Source organism: Collinsella sp. OM04-5, assembly GCF_003439125.1.
Taxonomy (GTDB): Bacteria; Actinomycetota; Coriobacteriia; order Coriobacteriales; family Coriobacteriaceae; genus Collinsella.
The window spans coordinates 72,119-90,224 of record NZ_QSUU01000007.1 but is presented as its reverse complement, the minus strand read 5'-3'; the positions used below and the strand labels follow the sequence as shown (position 1 = coordinate 90,224).

Annotated in this window: 14 protein-coding genes; 11 read left to right on the top strand and 3 right to left on the bottom strand. The window is 61.7% G+C overall.

Annotation, left to right across the window (positions count from 1 at the left end):
• Nucleotides 1-19 precede the first annotated feature (19 nt).
• The 5 genes from DXB53_RS05685 to DXB53_RS05665 are packed head-to-tail and all read left to right on the top strand — an operon-like array spanning nt 20 to nt 5,694.
• Complete coding sequence (locus DXB53_RS05685) at nt 20-2,902, top strand: proton-conducting transporter membrane subunit (protein WP_117583683.1); 2,883 nt, start codon at nt 20-22, stop codon at nt 2,900-2,902.
• Between the two features lie 12 nt (nt 2,903-2,914).
• Nucleotides 2,915-3,532, top strand: coding sequence for an NADH-quinone oxidoreductase subunit B family protein (locus DXB53_RS05680; RefSeq protein ID WP_117583682.1), 618 nt, complete (start codon nt 2,915-2,917; stop codon nt 3,530-3,532).
• The gene (locus tag DXB53_RS05675; protein WP_117583681.1) at nt 3,532-4,251 is read left to right on the top strand and encodes an NADH-quinone oxidoreductase subunit C; all 720 of its coding nucleotides are present in this window, start codon (nt 3,532-3,534) and stop codon (nt 4,249-4,251) included. The genes DXB53_RS05680 and DXB53_RS05675 overlap by 1 nt, the downstream gene beginning before the upstream one ends.
• A gap of 5 nt (nt 4,252-4,256) precedes the next feature.
• Nucleotides 4,257-5,345 carry a nickel-dependent hydrogenase large subunit gene (locus tag DXB53_RS05670; RefSeq protein ID WP_117583680.1) on the top strand — a complete coding sequence of 363 codons (1,089 nt, stop codon included), beginning with the start codon at nt 4,257-4,259 and terminating at the stop codon, nt 5,343-5,345.
• 7 nt (nt 5,346-5,352) lie between these two features.
• Nucleotides 5,353-5,694 carry a 4Fe-4S dicluster domain-containing protein gene (locus tag DXB53_RS05665; RefSeq protein ID WP_117583679.1) on the top strand — a complete coding sequence of 114 codons (342 nt, stop codon included), beginning with the start codon at nt 5,353-5,355 and terminating at the stop codon, nt 5,692-5,694.
• A 798-nt stretch (nt 5,695-6,492) separates the two neighbouring features.
• Here the strand turns inward: DXB53_RS05665 and DXB53_RS05660 are convergent.
• Nucleotides 6,493-7,122, bottom strand: coding sequence for a response regulator transcription factor (locus tag DXB53_RS05660; RefSeq protein WP_117583678.1), 630 nt, complete (start codon nt 7,120-7,122; stop codon nt 6,493-6,495).
• Nucleotides 7,119-8,264 (bottom strand): sensor histidine kinase, encoded by a 1,146-nt coding sequence (locus tag DXB53_RS05655; protein WP_158556499.1) that lies wholly within the window; start codon nt 8,262-8,264, stop codon nt 7,119-7,121. The genes DXB53_RS05660 and DXB53_RS05655 overlap by 4 nt, the downstream gene beginning before the upstream one ends.
• A gap of 199 nt (nt 8,265-8,463) precedes the next feature.
• On the opposite strand from DXB53_RS05655, the gene DXB53_RS05650 reads away from it, so the two are divergent.
• From DXB53_RS05650 to DXB53_RS05625, 6 genes are all read left to right on the top strand, one after another.
• Entirely contained in the window at nt 8,464-9,402 is a 939-nt protein-coding gene (locus DXB53_RS05650; RefSeq protein WP_117583676.1) for an ABC transporter ATP-binding protein, read from the top strand.
• Nucleotides 9,403-9,411: 9 nt separating this feature from the next.
• Complete coding sequence (locus DXB53_RS05645) at nt 9,412-10,599, top strand: ABC transporter permease (RefSeq protein ID WP_117583675.1); 1,188 nt, start codon at nt 9,412-9,414, stop codon at nt 10,597-10,599.
• Complete coding sequence (locus DXB53_RS05640) at nt 10,586-11,791, top strand: ABC transporter permease (RefSeq protein WP_117583674.1); 1,206 nt, start codon at nt 10,586-10,588, stop codon at nt 11,789-11,791. Before DXB53_RS05645 ends, DXB53_RS05640 begins: the two co-directional genes overlap by 14 nt.
• A 274-nt stretch (nt 11,792-12,065) precedes the next feature.
• Nucleotides 12,066-12,779, top strand: a complete 714-nt coding sequence (locus tag DXB53_RS05635) for an ABC transporter ATP-binding protein (protein ID WP_117583673.1) — start codon at nt 12,066-12,068, stop codon at nt 12,777-12,779.
• 8 nt (nt 12,780-12,787) lie between these two features.
• Complete coding sequence (locus DXB53_RS05630; protein WP_117583672.1) at nt 12,788-15,454, top strand: ABC transporter permease; 2,667 nt, start codon at nt 12,788-12,790, stop codon at nt 15,452-15,454.
• A 201-nt stretch (nt 15,455-15,655) separates the two neighbouring features.
• Entirely contained in the window at nt 15,656-16,861 is a 1,206-nt protein-coding gene (locus DXB53_RS05625; protein ID WP_117583671.1) for a DUF362 domain-containing protein, read from the top strand.
• 131 nt (nt 16,862-16,992) lie between these two features.
• Here DXB53_RS05625 and DXB53_RS05620 read toward each other — a convergent pair whose 3' ends face one another.
• Nucleotides 16,993-17,958 (bottom strand): alpha/beta hydrolase, encoded by a 966-nt coding sequence (locus tag DXB53_RS05620; protein WP_117583670.1) that lies wholly within the window; start codon nt 17,956-17,958, stop codon nt 16,993-16,995.
• Nucleotides 17,959-18,106 lie beyond the last annotated feature (148 nt).

Below are 18,106 nucleotides of genomic sequence, written 5' to 3'. Positions count from 1 at the left end.
TGCATGGGGGAGTGATGGTATGACGCTACTGTATTTCCTTACCCTGTTTCCGCTGGTACCGGCGCTGGGCATGCTGCTCGCGCGCGGTGACCGCGCCCGCGATGCGGTAGGGCTTGTAGGCTCTGGCATCATTATGGCGGTGACGGTTGTAGTCGCCGTCATGTTTTTTGGCACGGGTCCGCAGAGCTTTGAGGTTGCCCCCGGCACCTCGCATGTGCTCTCGATCATCAGTTCCGTTATCGACGTCATCCTGTGCGCTGTCATCCTGTACAACGCGTACAAATATAGGAACGCGCTCACCACGGTGCTCGGCATAGTCCAGCTGGTGGGCTCGCTCGCCTTTGCAGCCATGACGCTGCCCGCGGCCGAAGCCGTCACGGCAACGCCACTCTACCTGGACTACATGAGCGTGATCATGGTCCTCGCCGTCGGCATCGTTGGCAGTCTAATCTGCTTGTATGCCCTGGGCTACATGAAGGACTTCCAGGCCCATGACGAGCACGAGGCCGCGCTGCGCGGGCAGACCGCGCCCGACCGTCGCCCGCAGTTCCTGGCGCTCATGTTCCTGTTCCTCTCGGCCATGTTCGTCATCGTGACGAGCGACAACCTTGAGTGGCTGTTCTGCGGCTGGGAAATCACCACCGTGTGTTCGTTCCTTATGATTGGCTATACGCGTACGCCCGAGGCCATCAAGAACGCCTTTACCCAAATCATCCTCAACATGCTGGGCGGCATCGCTTTTTTGGCCGGACTTATGTATCTGCACGTTAACGGCATGCCGCTGACCATCTCGGGCATGATCGAGCTTTCCGGCACCGGAACCGCGCAGTCCGCGCTGCTGGTGATGCCGGTCATCCTGTTGTCGCTCGCCGCGCTCACCAAGGCCGCACAGATGCCGTTCCACACTTGGCTGTTGGGTGCCATGGTTGCACCCACTCCCACGAGCGCCCTGCTGCACTCGTCAACCATGGTCAAAGCCGGCGTGTTCCTGATGGTCAAGCTGAGCCCACTCTATGCCATCTACCCCGTGACCGGCTTTATGGTCACGAGTGTGGGTGCCATCACGTTTTTGCTCGCTGCACTCATGGCCATCTCGCAGAGCAACGCCAAACGCGTGCTCGCGTACTCCACCATTTCCAACTTGGGCCTCATCAGTGCCTGCTTGGGTGTCGGCGCGCCCGAGGCCGTATGGGCGGCCATCTTCCTGATCTTGTTCCACACGGTGGCCAAGTCGCTGCTGTTCCTGTGCGTGGGCACGGCCGAGCATCATATCGGCAGCCGCAATATCGAGGACATGGACGGCATGTTCAGCCGCATGCCGCACCTGACGCGTCTGATGATGCTGGGCATTATGGGCATGTTTGTGGCGCCGTTTGGCATGCTCGTGTCCAAGTGGGGCGCCCTGGTGGCGTTTGCGCAGACCGGCAACGTGCTCATGATCATGGTGCTTGCCTTTGGCTCGGCCGCGACGTTTTACTTCTGGGGCAAGTGGCTTGCCAAGCTTTCGGGCGTCGACCCCACGGCTCAAAACGTTGAGGTCAATGTCCATAAGACCGAATGGATGGCCCTCAACACCATCGCCGCGCTGCTGATTCTGTGCTGCGTGGCGTTTCCGGTTATCTCGAGCGGTCTGGTGTCGCCTTACTTGGCCATGGTGTTTGGCCGCGTGCCGTACGTTATTGGCAAGGACGCCATGTATCTGATGGTGGTTATCGTGGCTTTTATCGCCGTGGTGCTGCTGACGTCATTCCGCGTGAGCAACAAACCGCACGTCAACGTGTACCTTTCGGGCGTGGGAACCGACAAATATCGCCATTTCCGCGGCTCGATGGGACACGAGGTGAAGGCCGAAAAGCGCAATTGGTACTCGGAGGACGCCCTTGGCGAGAAGCGTATTGGCCCCGCGGGTAGCGTCGTATGCTGCAGCATTATCTTGTTTGCGCTGCTGTGTTGCGCATGGATTGGGCCCGAGCGGCTTGCCATGAGCGCGCCCTCGGTGCTGCGCGGCAAGTATTTCGAAGGTTCGGGCGTCGTGGGCATCTTTATTGGCACCGTGGCGTTTGCCTTGCTGGCGCCGCTTGCGGGCGGCTTGATCGACGGCATCGACCGCAAACTTTCGGCTCGCATGCAGGGCCGCGTGGGCCCGCGCCTGCTGCAGCCCTTCTACGACGTTGCCAAGCTGCTGCGCAAGGCCCCTGCCAGCGTAAACACCATGGACGATACCTATATGGCGTGCGCGCTCATCTTTACCGTCGTGGGCGGCGGCATCTTTGTGTCGGGCTCCAACACGCTGCTGTGCGCTTTTATGGTGACGCTCGCCGCGATCTTTGTGGTGCTGGCGTCCGCCTCGACGCAAAGCCCGTTTGCGCAGGTCGGCGCCGATCGCGAGCTGCTGCAGGTTATGAGCTACGAGCCCGCCGTTCTGCTGATGAGCGTGGGCCTGTATCTCGCCACCGATAGCTTCGATTCCATCGCCGTGACCGGGCAGTCGGCGCCCATCATCGTGTACAGTGCGCCCATTTTCCTGGCGCTGCTTGCGGTGCTCACCATCAAGCTACGCAAGTCGCCGTTTGACCTTTCGTACTCGCATCACGCGCATCAGGAGATTGTCCAGGGCGTCGCCACCGAGATGAGCGGCGGCACGCTGGCCAAGATGACCCTTATGCACTGGTGCGAGACCGTGCTGTTTTTGATGTGGGTGGGCATGTTCTTTGTTTGGGACAACCCGGTGAGCTGGGTCGTAGCCCTGGTCGTGATGGCCGCGACGTATTTTGTCGAGGTGCTGATCGACAACACCTTCGCACGCAGCACCTGGCGCAGCTGCTTTAAGCTCGGCTGGGGCGTGGCGCTGGTGTTTGGCCTGCTCAACCTTATGCCCATCCTCGTCGACGTGTTTATTTAGGAGGCGGCATCCATGGATCATAAAATGTCGCGCTCGCCGTGGGTTATTCATTACGACGGCTCGAGCTGCAACGGATGCGATATCGAGGTGCTGGCCTCGCTCACGCCGCTGTTCGATGCGGAGCGCTTTGGCGTGGTCAATACCGGCAACCCCAAGCATGCGGACATCTTTTTGGTGACGGGCTCGGTCAACGCTCAGAACTTGCCTGTCGTGCGCCAGATTTACAACCAGATGCTCGAGCCCAAGTGCGTGGTGGCCTGCGGCATCTGCGCGTGCTCGGGCGGCGTGTTCCGCGATGCCTACAACGTGATCGGCGGCGTGGACCGCGCGATTCCCGTGGACGTGTACGCGCCCGGATGCGCCATTCGCCCCGAGACCGTGATCGATGCCATCGTGGAGGCGTGCGGCATCCTGGACCAGAAGGAGTCCGTGATGCGCGCCGGCGGCGATCCGCTTACCGTGGGCGGTGCCGCTACCTGGGACGGTGGCGTTGAGCTGGGCGAGGACGGGTTTGTGGCTGCGGGGGCCGGGACTGACGGTGCCGGTGACGCGCCTGCCGGGAAGCCCGCCGCACCCGCTGCTGGCGACGCACCTGCTGAGACGCCCGTCGCTGCAAAGGAGGCCGAGTAATGCAAAAGGCTATCTATACCACCGTTGGGCTCGACGAGCTTCTGTCGCATGTCCAGGCGCTCAAGGGCGCCGGTGCCCGCTTTGTGCAGATGCACGCCGAGCGCTGTGTGGACGACGGATCGTATCGCCTGGTCTATACGTTTATCAACGTTCGTGCTGCTCAGGAGCATATTGCGCAGGACGGCAGCTATGCGATCGAGAACCTGGTGGTTGAGGGAATTGATCGGTACCAGGAGATTCCGTCCATCAGCTCGTACTATCCGGCGGTATTCCCGTTTGAAAACGAAGCGCATGACCTATTCGGTCTTGCCATCACCGATATGCAGATCGACTTTAAGGGCTTTTTCTACCAGGTCTCGACTGCCGAGCCCATGAGCGTTATCACGCCCGAGGTGAAGGCTGCGCGAGAGAAAGCCATGAAGGTCCGTGCCGCTGCCGAGGCCAAGGCGCGCAAGGCCGCGGCCGAGAAGGCCGCCGCTGCTGCGGCTGCTGCAGGGGAGGGCGCCGCGGGCGCTGGTGATGCCGCGGGCGCCGCCGTCGCTCGGCCCGCTGCGGCTGCCGGCTCCGATGCTCAGCATGACGAGGCCGCGGCCAAGGCCGCACTTAAAGCCGCCGAGATGGAGGCAAAGCTCGCCGCCATGGATCCCGAGAAAGCGGCCAAGGTCCGCGCGGCGCTTGCCGCCAAGGTCGTCCGCGACAAGCAGAAAAAGGAGGCGTAAGGTCCATGGCACATCGCTCCGTTATTCCGTTTGGCCCGCAGCACCCGGTGCTGCCCGAGCCGCTTCATCTGGACCTGGTGATCGATGACGACCGCGTTCTCGAGGCAATTCCGCAGATCGGCTTTGTGCACCGCGGACTCGAGAAGCTCACCGAAAAGCGCGACATGCACCAGTTTGGCTACATCGCCGAGCGCATCTGCGGCATCTGCGCCGTGGGCCATAGCTATGGCTATGCCAGCGCCTGCGAGCGCATGCTCGACATCGAGGTGCCCGGCCGTGTGCAGTATATCCGCACCATTCTGCACGAGCTCTCGCGTATTCACTCGCACCTGCTGTGGCTGGGCCTGCTTGCCGATGCCTTTGGCTTCGAGGCGCTGTTCTATCGTTCGTGGACCCTGCGCGAGCAGATTCTCAAGATCTTCGAGAGCACGTGCGGCGGGCGCGTGATTCTGTCGATTAACGAGATCGGCGGCCTAAAGCACGACATTGAGGACTCCGAGCTGGCGGGCATTGTCCAGACGCTCGATGCCATGCGTCCCGACTACGAGGCCCTGGTGCATACGTTTTTGGACGACGCCAGCTGTGGCGAGCGCCTGCATGGCGTGGGCGTGATCAGCAAGAAGGACGCGCTGGATCTGTCGATGGTCGGCCCGTTCGGGCGCGCCTCGGGCGTGGACTATGACGTGCGCATGTTTGGCGACGGCGCCTATGCGGATCTGGCTGCGTTTGAGCCAATTGTCGCTACCGATGGCGACTGCTATGCCCGCTGCCAGGTGCGTTGCGCCGAGGTCACGCAGGCTATGGACATCATCAAGGAGCTTGTGGGCAAGATTCCGCACGACGGTATCGGTGGGCGTACCAAGCTCACGCCGGCCGACGGCGCGCGCGGCGAGGTTGTGATTGAGCAGCCGCGCGGCGAGGCGTATTACTATGTGCGCGGCAACGGCACCAAGAACCTGGACCGTTTCCGCGTGCGCACGCCGACGTCGCAAAACCTGGCGGGTCTGACGCATGCGCTGCAGGGCGTGCTCATTGCCAACGTGCCCATGATTATCCTGACCATCGACCCCTGCATTAGCTGCACGGAAAGGTAGGCGCGGCATGAGTTTGCTGACATTTGCCAAGATGGCCTTGGGTTCTATGGTCAAGCAGCCGGTCACGGTGTGCTATCCGCAGGAGAAGCTGACGGCGCCCGAGCGCTTGCGCGGGCATATCGTCAATGACATGGACGTGTGCATCTGCTGCGGCATGTGCGCGCGGCGTTGCCCGGCGGGCGCGCTCGCGGTCGATCGCAAGGGCGGAACGTGGTCGATCGACCCGTATGCTTGCGTGGTGTGCGGCGAGTGCATCGAAAGCTGCCCTAAACACTGCCTGAGCATGGACACCGCCCGCACTCCAGTTGCGGCGGACAAGACTCCCACGGTAGAAACTAAGCCGGAGTAGCGCAGGAGTAGAACTGGAATAGGGGCCGGCGGGGCAAAAATGCCCCGCCGGCCCCGCGCTTAAACGCGCGGTTGGGCCGTCGCGAACAAAACTATGCCGGATTACGGGGCTGGATAGCGAACCTCCGACCATATCGAAAACCAAGATAATAAAACCGCAGGTAGACTGCTTGCTGTTTTTCAAAAATAGGGGGTATGGATGAGGGCTCCGACTTTAGCCCCGTAAACCGGCATAGTTTTGAAATGGCACCATATCAGTAACAGCCTTTGATCTCCCGTGGACAGAGGGAAACGGATCATTTTTGCCTTGCGAGGGCTGCCGCGTGACCCGTCTGCCACGAAATGGGCCCATCTACTATGTTTAGGCGGCAGCCCTCGACCACGGCAAGTAATGTGAAATGAAAACCGCAGGTAGAACGCCTGCGATTTTTCATGAAACGCGGCTATGGTCAGGGGTATCGGGTCAAACGTAGTAGATGGGCCCACTTCGTGGCGGGCGCCGTCAGCCGATCTCCGCGGGCGGAAGAAAGCAGATCATTTTGGTCTCGCAAGGCTTGCGGAGGCACTCGCGCAGGGCCGCCCGAACAAAACTATGCCGGTTTACTACGATGAACTCGACATTCCCGACCATGACTGCATTTTTCTAAATATCGCAAGCGTTCTACCTGCGGTTTTGGAAGCGTGCAATTTGCCGTGGTCGAAGGCGGGCGATTCATCGTAGTAATCCGGCATAGTTTTGAAATGGCATTAAATCGGTTACAGCCATTTTGCTGTGCCGGGGCGGTTGACCGTTGGGTAATTACCCTCGCAGGTAGGCGATGGCGATCTGCGTGCGGTTGCGCAGGCCCATCTTTGCAAGGATCGAGCTGATGTGGTTGCGCACCGTGCCTTCGCCCATATAGGCGGTGGCGGCGATTTCCTTGTTATCGAGACCGCGGGCGATGAGCTCGGCGACTTCGAACTCGCGGTCGGTCAGACCGGCAAAGGCCGCGGGCCGGTGGGGCGCGCCCGTCTTGTTGCCCATCCCGTCAAAGTCAACATCTTCGATCGCCTTACCCTCGAGCACGCGTTTGCCGCTCATGACCTGCGCCAACGCCGGAGGAATGGCGGCGACATCGGTTTTAATCAGGTAGCCGCGGGCGCCCAGTTTGAGCGCCGACACAATGTACTCGTCATCCGAGAATGTCGTCAGAAACACCACGCGCGCCGCAGGGTCGCGCTCAAGGATTTTGCGTGCCGCCGAAAGTCCGTCACGTCCCGGCATCTGGATGTCGAGCAGCGCGATGTCGGGCGCGTGCTCGGCGTAGAGCGCGACCGCGTCGTCGCCATTGGCGCCGGTGCCCACCACCTCGATCTGCGGCTGGGCGCCCAGGATAATCTTGAGCGAATCGACCACCAAGCGGTCGTCGTCGACAACAATGAGCCTCATCGGTCCTCATCTCCTTGCTGTTTGGGAACGGTGGCAAACACGCGCCAGCCGCCGGCGCCGGCAAGCGGGCCGGCGGTGAAGGTGCCGCCAAGCGCCTCGATGCGCTCGCGCATGGAGGCGAGCCCCATGCCCTCCGCGGCGCCGCGGCCGCTTGCTTGAACCCCGCCCACGCCATCGTCGGTAACGATGAGCTGGTAAAACGACGGATGCTCCATGCACCGTATGGTGACAGCATGGGCGCAAGCGTGGCGCATGGTGTTGGAGAGCGCTTCGCGCAGGACCGCCGCAAAGCAGTTGGCGACATTTGCGGGCGCATGCTCGGCCATAACTTCAAGCTCAATCTGCGGGCCGCCGTCCGAGCGCACGCCTTCAACAATGCGTTCGAGCTGCACGGAAAGGTCGACGGCGTTGTCGTTGAGCGCATGGACGCTGGCACGTACGAGCTGGAGCGCCTCGTCAACCGTGCGTTTGACGTCGGCGAAATCGGCGGCGACGCCGGGCTCGTCGGCGTGCACGACGCGCAGGGCCTCGGTCTGCAGCGAGGCACGCGTGAGCTGGTGCCCGACATTATCGTGGATCTCGCGCGCGATGCGGGCGCGTTCGGCGAGCGTCGCGAGCTCGACTTCGTAGTCCTGGCGGTCGGCAAGGTCGCGGTTGCGCGCCTCGAGCGCGAGGGCTCGTTCCTGCAGCTCGTCTCGGGTACGGCGCATGCGCTGCTGCTCGCGCTCTAACTGGGCGGTACGTAGCGATAGCAAGGTGGCGGCAACCGAAAGGATGGCGGTCAGCAGGAGCGTTCGGGCGGTGAGCGCGTCGGTGCGAAGGTCCGCGACGAGCGCAAAGACAAAGACGACGCCAATGCCCAGCGCGATCCAGGCGTGCTCACGGCGCACGCGCCGCGCGATGTCATAGAGGGCGAGAGGCGCAAACGGCATAAACGGCGGCACGAAGACAGCCGCGATGATGTAAGCGTAGCTCACGGCCTCGCTCGCACGGCGGGCGCGATTTCCCTGTGCGACCTCGGCCAGTGAGGTGGCAATAACGCCCAGGCAAAACGCCGCGACTAAGCGAGCGTCCACAGCAAGGCCTGTGGCGGCTGCGATGCAGCACGCCAGCACAATCGATTTGTCGAAAAGCCTGTTCATACGGGTATTGTACGCGATGCCGTGCGTGGTGGAGGGGCCGCCTGCGCAACCGTGACATTTCTCCCGCGCGGCAAAGCGGGGGCGTCGGCAGGCCGTACGACCAAGACCTCCGCACTCGTGACAAAGCTCACTGGTGCGCGCCGCCCGCTCCTGCGATGATGCAATCGTACCGGGCCACGACCAACAGAAGGGCCGCCTCATGACAGACATCGTCCACGTCGAAAACCTCGTCAAGCGCTACGACGATCTTATTGCGCTCGACCACTTTAACCTGAACATCGCCCCCGGCGAGATTTTTGGCCTGCTGGGCCCCAACGGCTCGGGCAAGACCACGTCCATCAACTGCATCCTGCAGCTGCTCGCCTACGACAAGGGCACCATCGAGCTGTTCGGCGAGCGCATGACGCCCGCCCGCTACGACCTCAAGCGCCGCATCGGTGTGGTGCCGCAGCAGGTGGCGGTGTTCGACGAGCTCACCGTGCGCGAGAACATCGACTATTTCTGCAGTCTCTACGTCAACGACCGCAAGCGCCGCCGCGCGCTGGTGGACGAGGCGATCGACTTTGTCGGCCTGGGCGACTTTACCAAGTTCCGCCCCGGCAAGCTCTCGGGCGGCCTGACGCGTCGTCTCAACATTGCCTGCGGCATCGCGCACAAGCCCGAGCTCATCTTTTTTGACGAACCCACGGTGGCGGTCGACCCGCAAAGCCGCAACGCCATCCTGGAGGGCATCTGCCGCCTGCGCGACGAGGGCGCCACGGTGGTGTATACCAGCCATTACATGGAGGAAGTCGAGCAGATCTGCAGCCGCATTATGATCATGGACGGCGGCCGCGTGCTGGCGCAGGGCACTAACGACGAGCTCAAGCGCATGATTCAGATGGGCGAGAAGATTGTAATCGAGGTCGGCGAGGTTCCGAGTGCGGCGCTCGGTGCCGTCGCAAGCCTGCCGCACGTTCTGGACCTTTCGGCAACGGCGGGACAGCTCACGTTTTCGTGCGAAGCGAGCCCGCACAACCTGACGGACATTCTCGATGCGCTGCGCTCGCATGACGTGCCGCTCGGCCGCATCTATTCCGAACCGCCGACCCTCAACGACGTGTTCCTCGAGATCACCGGCCGCGAGCTGCGCGACTAGGGGGCGGCCATGTTCAACACCATCATCACCACGGTCAAGACGCTGCTGCGCCGGCCGAGCACGTGGGTCTGGGGCGCTCTCTTTCCTATCGCGCTTTCCACGATGTTCATGTTTATGTTTGCGAACCTCAGCTCCGACGGCACGGTCGACCCGGTGCCGGTTGCCGTCGTGGCGGACGAGGCCTGGGATGCCTCGACCTTTAAGGATGTGGCAGCTTCGCTTGCCAAGGCAGGCGACGACCAGCTGCTCGATGTGAGCGAGTACGAAGACTTGGCTGCCGCGCGCAAAGCGCTCAAGGCCGGCGAGGTCGCGGGCATCTATACGGTTGATGCCGCGGGCACGCCCAGGCTCACGCTGCTATCGAGTTACGACAGCTCGCGCGCCTCGTCGGTGCTTACCGACCGCAGCATCCTTGAAACGGTGGCAAGCTCGTATACGCAAAATGCCGAGCTCATGTCCCAGATTGCCCAGGACAACCCGGCGGCGCTCGCCGATCCGGCGGCGGTTGCGCGCGCCCTGTCGCTCGAGGGCGGAACCCGCCGCGTGAGCCTGACTCGTGCCACGCCCGATGGCACGGTCATCTACTATTACGCGCTTTTTGGCCTGGTCGCGATGATGTCTGCCGAGTTTGCCGCCTTGAGCGTCGTCGATTTGCAGCCCAATCTGTCCGGCCTCGGCGCGCGCCGCTGCGTGGGCGGTCTTTCCAAGACGGCGTCGCTGGCCGGCATTTTTGTCGGCTCGTGGCTGGTTTCCTTTGCATCGATGGCGGTTGCGATCGGCTACGTGCGCCTGGTCGTGGGCGTCGACTTTGGCGGGCGCGAGGGGTTGTGCCTGCTGGGCGGGGCTGCATCCGCGCTTGCCGCCACGGGCCTGGGGCTTTTTGTGGGCACGCTTCCCGTTAAGGGCGGCAAGGCATCCAAGTCGGGCATCCTCACGGGCTTTGCCACCACGTGCGCCCTGTTCGCCGGCCTCTACGGCGAGCCGGCGATGGCGCTTGCCGACGACGTCGCCCGCGCTTGTCCGGTCGAGTGCTGGCTCAACCCCGTCAAGCTCATCTGCGACATGTTCAATCGCCTGTATTTCTTTGAGGACCTGGGGCCCTTCGCTGTTCGCGCCGGCGCGCTCGTCCTGATGGCCCTGGTGTTTGTCGCCGCCGCTACGCTGATCTTTGGAAGGAGCCGCTATGAGCACCTTTAAGACCGCGCTTCGCATGGCGCTGGCGCACCCGTTCTACCTGCTCATCTATACGGTGTTCATCTCGCTCATGGGCGTATTCATCGCGGCTTCGGTGAGCTGGAACTCGTCGCGGCTTACCGAGTACAAGCCCTACGACACCAACGTGATCGTGGTCGACCGCGACGATAGCGACCTTTCGCGGGCGCTTACCAAGCACCTGGGCTCACGCTTTGACCTGGTCACGGGCGTCGGCGAAGACACATACGACCTTGCTGACGCGCTCTCCAAGAGCAACAGCGCCAAAGGCAGCGCCGACTGCGTGTTCTTTATCCCGGAGGGGTTTGAGGACGATCTTGTTGCGGCCGCTCGTGCGGGGGAGGGCTTGCCCAAGCTCGATGTGACCTACGGTTCCGGCACCATGGCGGCGGCGCTTTCGTCCGCCGAGGCCTCGCGCTGGATCTCGCTCGCGGGCGCTGCGGCGGCGCTTGAACCCGCTGCCTCCAACGGTGACGTCGCAAGGGCCGCCGAGCACGCGGCCGCAAAGCGCGCGGAGGTCCAGATCGAGCAGGTCAAGGTCGACTCGACTGCTGCTATCACGCTCGAGTCGTACTTCAACTTTGGCGCGTACGCGATCATCTCGTCGGTCATCGTGTCGGTGGGACTGGTGTTTTCGGGCATGAACGAGCCCGAGCGCGTGCGCCGCATGGATGCCAGCCCGGTCTCTGAGCGCCAGCGTTCGCTCGCTGTGTTCGCGGCCGCCGCCGTGCTCACCGTCTGCATCTGGCTCGTATCGAGCATGATGGGCGTCGTGGGCTTTGCCAGCGCGGTTGCCGAGGTCGGCGTGGGTCGCGTGTGCCTGGCGCTGGCGGCAACGTTTGCCCTGGCGTGCACGCCGCTGGCCGTTGGCTTTACGCTGTCGAGCCTGGGCGCTCGCGAGGAGTTGCTCAACGGTGTGGGCAACTTGCTCGGCTTGCTCATGACGTTTTTGGGCGGCGCCTGGATGCCATTGTCGCTGATGGGTCCGGCCGTGCAGACGGCGGCGCACTTTGTGCCGACGTATTGGGTGAACGATGCGATCGGCAAGGCGCTTGCCTCGGACCTGACGTCTGCTGTGTTGGGCGACATCGCCTGCGACCTGGGCGTCACGGTGCTCTTTGCCGCGGCCATCGCCGCCGTAGGCCTAGCCCTCGCCTACAACAAATCCCGCGCCTAACCACAACCCGTCACTTGGGAACCCGTCACTTGGGGACGTTCCTTTTCTGCCGGCAGATGGGGACACTCCTTTTCACCTAGTCATTGGGGACGTTCTTAAACGACGACCACTCATTGGGGACAGACTTAAATGAGTGGTTTCAGTCATTTAAGTCTGTCCCCAATGAGTACCCAATGACTGGTTTGGAAAAAATCGCGCCTGTCGCTTAAAAATAGTTCACCTGGGTTTACTATTAGCCTAGAAAAGTAGCTGAAGGCTAACAACGGGGGATAGCATGGCGACAAAGCAAGCCTATGTCCAGGTCAGCGGGCTCAGGAAACACTACGGCGACGGTGATGCGCGCCTGACGGTACTCGATGGCATCGACACGTCCATCAACCGCGGCGAGATCTGCGTCATGCTGGGGCCCTCGGGCTCGGGCAAGTCGACCTTTCTCAACCTGATCGGCGGCCTGGAGGATGCCGACGGTGGTTCCATCATGGTGGACGGCTGCGACCTTACGGTGCTCAAGCCCGCCGATCTGGGCGAGTACCGACGTCGCGAGCTGGGTTTTGTCTTCCAGTTCTACAACCTGGTGCCCGACCTTACCATCAAGGAAAACATCGAGGTCACGGCGCACCTGTCCAAAAACCCGCTCAATGTCGACGACCTGCTGCGTTCGCTGGGCCTCTACGAGCACCGCAACAAGTTCCCGCGCCAGGTCTCGGGCGGCCAACAGCAGCGTTGCGCCATCGGCCGCGCACTCGTCAAAAACCCGGGCTTGCTGCTGTGCGACGAGCCCACCGGCGCGCTCGACTACAAGACATCCAAGGAAATCTTGCAGCTCATGGAGGATGTTAACCGCACCTACGGCTGCACCATCATCATCGTCACCCACAACGCCGCCATCGCCCGCATGGCCAACCGCGTGCTGCGCCTGCGCGACGGCCGCATCGTCGAGGATGAGCTCAACGAGTCGCCCGTTGCGGCCGCCGAGCTCGATTGGTAGGCGATGCCATGACACCTCTCGCAAAGCGACTCCCGCGCGAGCTGCGCCGCAATATCGGCAAGTACCTGGGCATCTTTTTGCTTATGTGCGGGAGCATCGCTCTCACCTCGGGCTTTTTGCTCGCGGCGCATTCCATCGGTTGCCTTATCGACGACATGCGCGATGCGTACACGATTGAGGACGGCCGCGTGACTACCTCCTTCGAGGCTACCGACGACCAGCTCAAGGCAGCCGAGGATGCAGCCGACGACGTCGGCGGCGTCACGCTCTACAAGAATTTCTCCATCGACGCCATCATCAAAAAGACCGCCGGCGACGACGGCACCAAGCGCACGTTGCGCACCTATGCGCACCGCACCAAGGTCGATATCGCGTCCTACTGCGAAGGCAAGCAGCCCAAGACGGACGATGAGGTGGCTATCGACCGCGTTTTTGCCACCAACAACGACCTTGTCGTGGGCGATAAGGTTGAGCTTGAGGGCCGCACCTACACCATCTGCGGCATCATGACCCAGCCCGATAGCCAGGCGCTGTTCCTCAACAATTCGGACTTTACGGTGAACACCATCACCTATGGTGTGGCCGAGGTCACCGACGCCGGCTTTGCCGCGCTCGAGGATGCCGGCGGCGCGCCTGCCTACACGTACTCCTTTACCTTTAACGACCGCGACCTCCCCACCGCGAATCGCATCGATGCGGAGCAGGATATGGTCGAGGCGCTGACCGATGCCGATGCGCGCGTGGACGATCTGATCGACGCCGATTCCAACCAGGGTATTGGCTACGCGCGCGACGACGTAGACGGCGACTCCATGATGTGGATGACGCTGCTCAACATTATCATCGTGATCATGGCGTTCGTCTTTGTGGTCCTTACCGACGCCACCATCGAGGAGGAGAGCGCCATCATTGGCACGCTGCTCGCCAGCGGCTATCGCCGCCGCGAGATCGTGCTGCACTACCTGGCACTTCCCGCCATCGTGGGCGTGGTCGCGGCGCTTTTGGGCACCGCGCTCGGCGTCGCGTTCTTTACCGAGCCCATGCGCGGCCTCTATTACGGTTCGTACAGCCTGCCTCCCTTCCAGGTGTACTGGAGCTGGGAGATTTTTGTGAAGTGCGCCGTGGTTCCCGCTGCCGCGCTCATCCTCATCACGCTGGTGGGCCTGCTTCGCAAGATGGGCAAGACGCCGTTGCAGTTCCTTCGTCACGAGGCGAGCGGCAAATCGGGCACCAAGCGCGGCCTGCAGCTGCCGGAGCGCATGGGCTTTGTCTCGCGCTTTCGCCTGCGCATCTTCCTGCGCAACCTGGGCAACTTCGCCACGCTCTTCGTGGGCATTGCGTTTGCCTCGCTGCTGCTGCTCTTTGGCCTGGCGATCCTGCCCACGATGACGCACTATGCGGACAACCTGGAGACAAGCCTGGTCGCCGAGCACCAGTACACGCTCAAGGCTCCGCTAGAGCTTGAGGGTACTGCCGAGGAGCGCGGGCAGTGGGCGGCGCTCGAGCGCTTGCAGTCGATTGACGGCGCGCTGCTCTCCGCCGCCCAGGATGCCGATGACGAGCTTGACGACGCGGCCGATGCGGCGCAGACGGCAGCCGATGCCGCGACCGCATCTCCGTCTGCCGAGAGCCTGGCCGCGGCGCAGGACGCGCTCGCCAAGGTCCAGGACAAGAAAGATGCGCTTTATGCGCGCCTCGATGACCTTGCCGATGCCCTCGGCTGCGACCGCGATGAGGCCATCGACCTGATCGACAAGGCCTCTAAGATCGACACCGACAACGACGACATTCACCCGATCAACACGACCGACAACGGCGCGGGCGCAATCGCGCAGGCCGAGAAATATGCCGTTTACCAGCTGCAATACGACCGCGGCGAGGGAAACGGCACAGAGGCCATCTCTGTCTACGGCATTTCATCTCATTCGCGCTATTGGAAAGACCTCAACGTCGGCGACGGGCGCGTCGTCTTTGGCGGCGGTCTGCTCGATAAGTTTGGCTGGAGCGAGGGCCAGAAGGTCGAGCTTCGCGACAAGTACGAGGCTCGGGATTATTCTCTTGAGTACGCGGGTAAGGACTGCATCTGGGGTTCAAAGTCGGACATGAATATCTATATGAGCATCGATGACTTTAACGAGCTGTTCGGCAACGACGCCGCCTACTTTAACGGCTATGTGAGCGACGAGAAGCTCGACCTCGATGCTCGTTACTTTGCCGGTGACACCACGCCCGACGACATGCGCGCCGTGGGTGACCAGTTCATCGGCATGATGAGCAAAATGATCGGCATGATGGTCGGGCTCGCGGTGTTTATCTTCCTGCTGTTTATGTACCTGCTGACCAAGGCGGTGATCGACCACAGCGCCCGTTCGATCAGCTACATGAAAGTCTTTGGCTATCGCGATAGCGAGATTTCGCATCTGTACATCCGCTCGATCACGCTGTGCGTGGCGGCGTCGCTCGTGCTGAGCCTGCCGGTCATTATTGGCTCGCTCACGGCCATCTTCCGCTCGATGCTGCTCGCCTACAACGGCAATATCGAGATCTACGTGCCCGCTTGGTCCATGGCTGCATGCATCGGCATCGGCTTTGCGACCTACCTGGTCGTGGCGCTGCTGCACACGCGCTCTATCAAGCGCGTCAGCCTGGCCGAAGCCCTCAAGGTGCAGGAGTAGTCATTGGGGACGTTCTTAAACGACTAGTCGTTGGGGACAGTCTTTGCCGGATCGCCGGCTCGCTGGCCGGGCGGCAAGCACTCATTTAAGTCTGTCCCCAATGAGTGCCTAACGACTCGGTGTTGTGCTTGACTTCGACCCCGCTTTAACGGGTACCATCCTCTATGTCTGTAACGCCATATAGACCGAGGGGATAGATCTATGACCGCAACCGCACCCGCAGCACCGGCAAAGGTGTACTTCACCAACCTGCGCACGCATGCTCGCGAGAGCCAACTCGACAAGCTCAAGCGCCTCATCCGTCGCGCCGGTATTGAGCAGATCGACTTTGAGAACAAGTTCGTCGCCATTAAGATTCACTTTGGCGAGCTGGGCAACCTGAGCTTTTTGCGCCCCAACTACGCCCGCGCCGTCGCGGATGTCGTGAAGGAGCTGGGCGGCAAGCCCTTCCTCACCGACTGCAACACGCTCTATGTGGGTAGCCGCAAAAATGCGCTCGAGCACATCGACACCGCCTACCAGAACGGCTTTACCCCGTACGCCACGGGCTGCCAGATCATCATCGCCGACGGCCTCAAGGGCACCGACGAGGCGCTCGTCCCGGTCGAGGGCGGCGAGTACGTGCGCGAGGCAAAGATCGGCCAGGCACTCATGGATGCCGACATCGTGATTAGCCTCACCCACTTTAAGGGCCATGAGCAGGCCGGCTTTGGCGGTGCCATGAAGAACCTGGGTATGGGCGGCGGTAGCCGTGCCGGCAAGATGGAGCAGCACGCCGCTGGCAAGCCGAGCGTCGATACCACCAACTGCGTTGGCTGCCGTGCCTGCGAGAAGATATGCGCGCACAGCGCCATCACGTTTGACGGTACGCGTGAGCGCGAGCTTGCCAACGGCAGCACTCGCACGGTTCACGTGGCTGCCATCGACCGCGATCGCTGCGTGGGCTGCGGACGCTGCATTGCGGCGTGCAACCAGGACTGCATCAAGCCCGACTATGATGCCGCGGCCGACGTACTCAACTACAAGATCGCTGAGTACACCAAGGCCATCGTCGACGGCCGCCCGAGCTTCCACATCTCGCTCGCCATGGACATCAGCCCCAACTGCGACTGCCATCCCGAGAATGACACGCCCATCGTCAACGACATCGGCATGTTCGCGAGCTTCGACCCGGTCGCCATCGACCAGGCCTGCGCCGACGCCGTCCTGGCGTCCGAGCTGCTGCCTAACACCGAGCTTACCGACAGCGCGGCCAAGATGGAGCATAATCACGAGCATCTGGAGGGCGAGCAGGCCAAGGATCCCTTCTGCATCACGCATCCCGACACCGACTGGCGCGCGTGCATCGCGCATGCCGAGAAGATCGGCCTGGGCACGAGCAAGTACGAGCTCATCGAGGTCAAATAGCGCCTAGCTATTGGACATATCAAGCGCTTTTGTAGCGCAACGTTAGTAAAAACCGCCCGTGAGCACAGCGCCCACGGGCGGCTTTTTGGAAGTGCTAGGGGCCAGATAGACCAGTAAACCGTACTATTTGCTTAAAAATTCTTGTCGAGGAAGTCGTCGACCGTGTTCCAGTAGAGCTCGGGGTCAACTTGCGCGCTCTTGGCGTGGGTGGCGCCGTGGATAGTGAGCTTCTGTTTAACCTTGCTGGCGCACGCGTCGTAGTTTTGGTCGAGCATGTCGTACGGCACAAAGGTGTCCTGGTCGCCGTGGATAAACAGCATGGGAACCGTCGCGTGTTCGAGTTGGTTCACACTGCTCGCCTTATGAAAGTCGTAGCCTGCGCGCACGTTGCACACTAAGTTTGCTACATCGAGCAAGGGAAAGCTGGGCAGGCCGAACACGTCCTTGAGCTGCAGGGAAAACTCGTCCCAAACGCTTGTATAGCCGCAGTCCTCGATAATGCATTTCACGTTTGCGGGCAGAGATTCCCCCGCTACATTCATGGCGGTCGCTGCACCCATCGACTCGCCAAAGACCAGGATGCGCGCCTTGGGATCGGCCGCAACGATCCGCCCGATCCACGCGACGACATCGAGTCGCTCGGGCCAGCCCATGCCGATGTAGTCACCGCCGGAACGCTCGTGGGCGCGGGCGGCAGGTGCGAGCACGTTCATGCCGCGGTCGTGGAATCGCTTGACGTATCGGGCCATACCGATGGGCTCATCGGTGTATCCGTGTAGGCAGATAGCGTAATTGTGCGTGCTCTCTGGGGCGACAAAATACCAAGCGGCAAGTTCGGTTCCGTCATCTGCGGTGAGGCTGCTGCTCTCGCGGTTCTCTTTAAACCATGCCCGCGCCTCGGTTCCCTCGGCATCCATCTGTTCACCCTTTTCGGCGTCCTTGCCGTCCTGCATCATCTTCATGGTGTAGGGGGCGCGAGGGTTCAGGGCAAAGTCGAACAAGAAGTTGCCGGCAAACCCCAGCAGCGCTACAACGAGCACCAGCGCAACGATGCCGGCTATCTTGAGCTTTCGATGGGAACGTGCGTTTTGAGACATAAGAAGCTTTCCTATAAGATGTTAATACATCAACATTTAATGCAAGCGCATTATGGACGTTCACCGTTGATGCGTCAACAGGCAAAGAATGGGTAAACAAAGGGTCACGTATGGTGCAAATTTCGCACGCACCCAGACGCTTTGATAT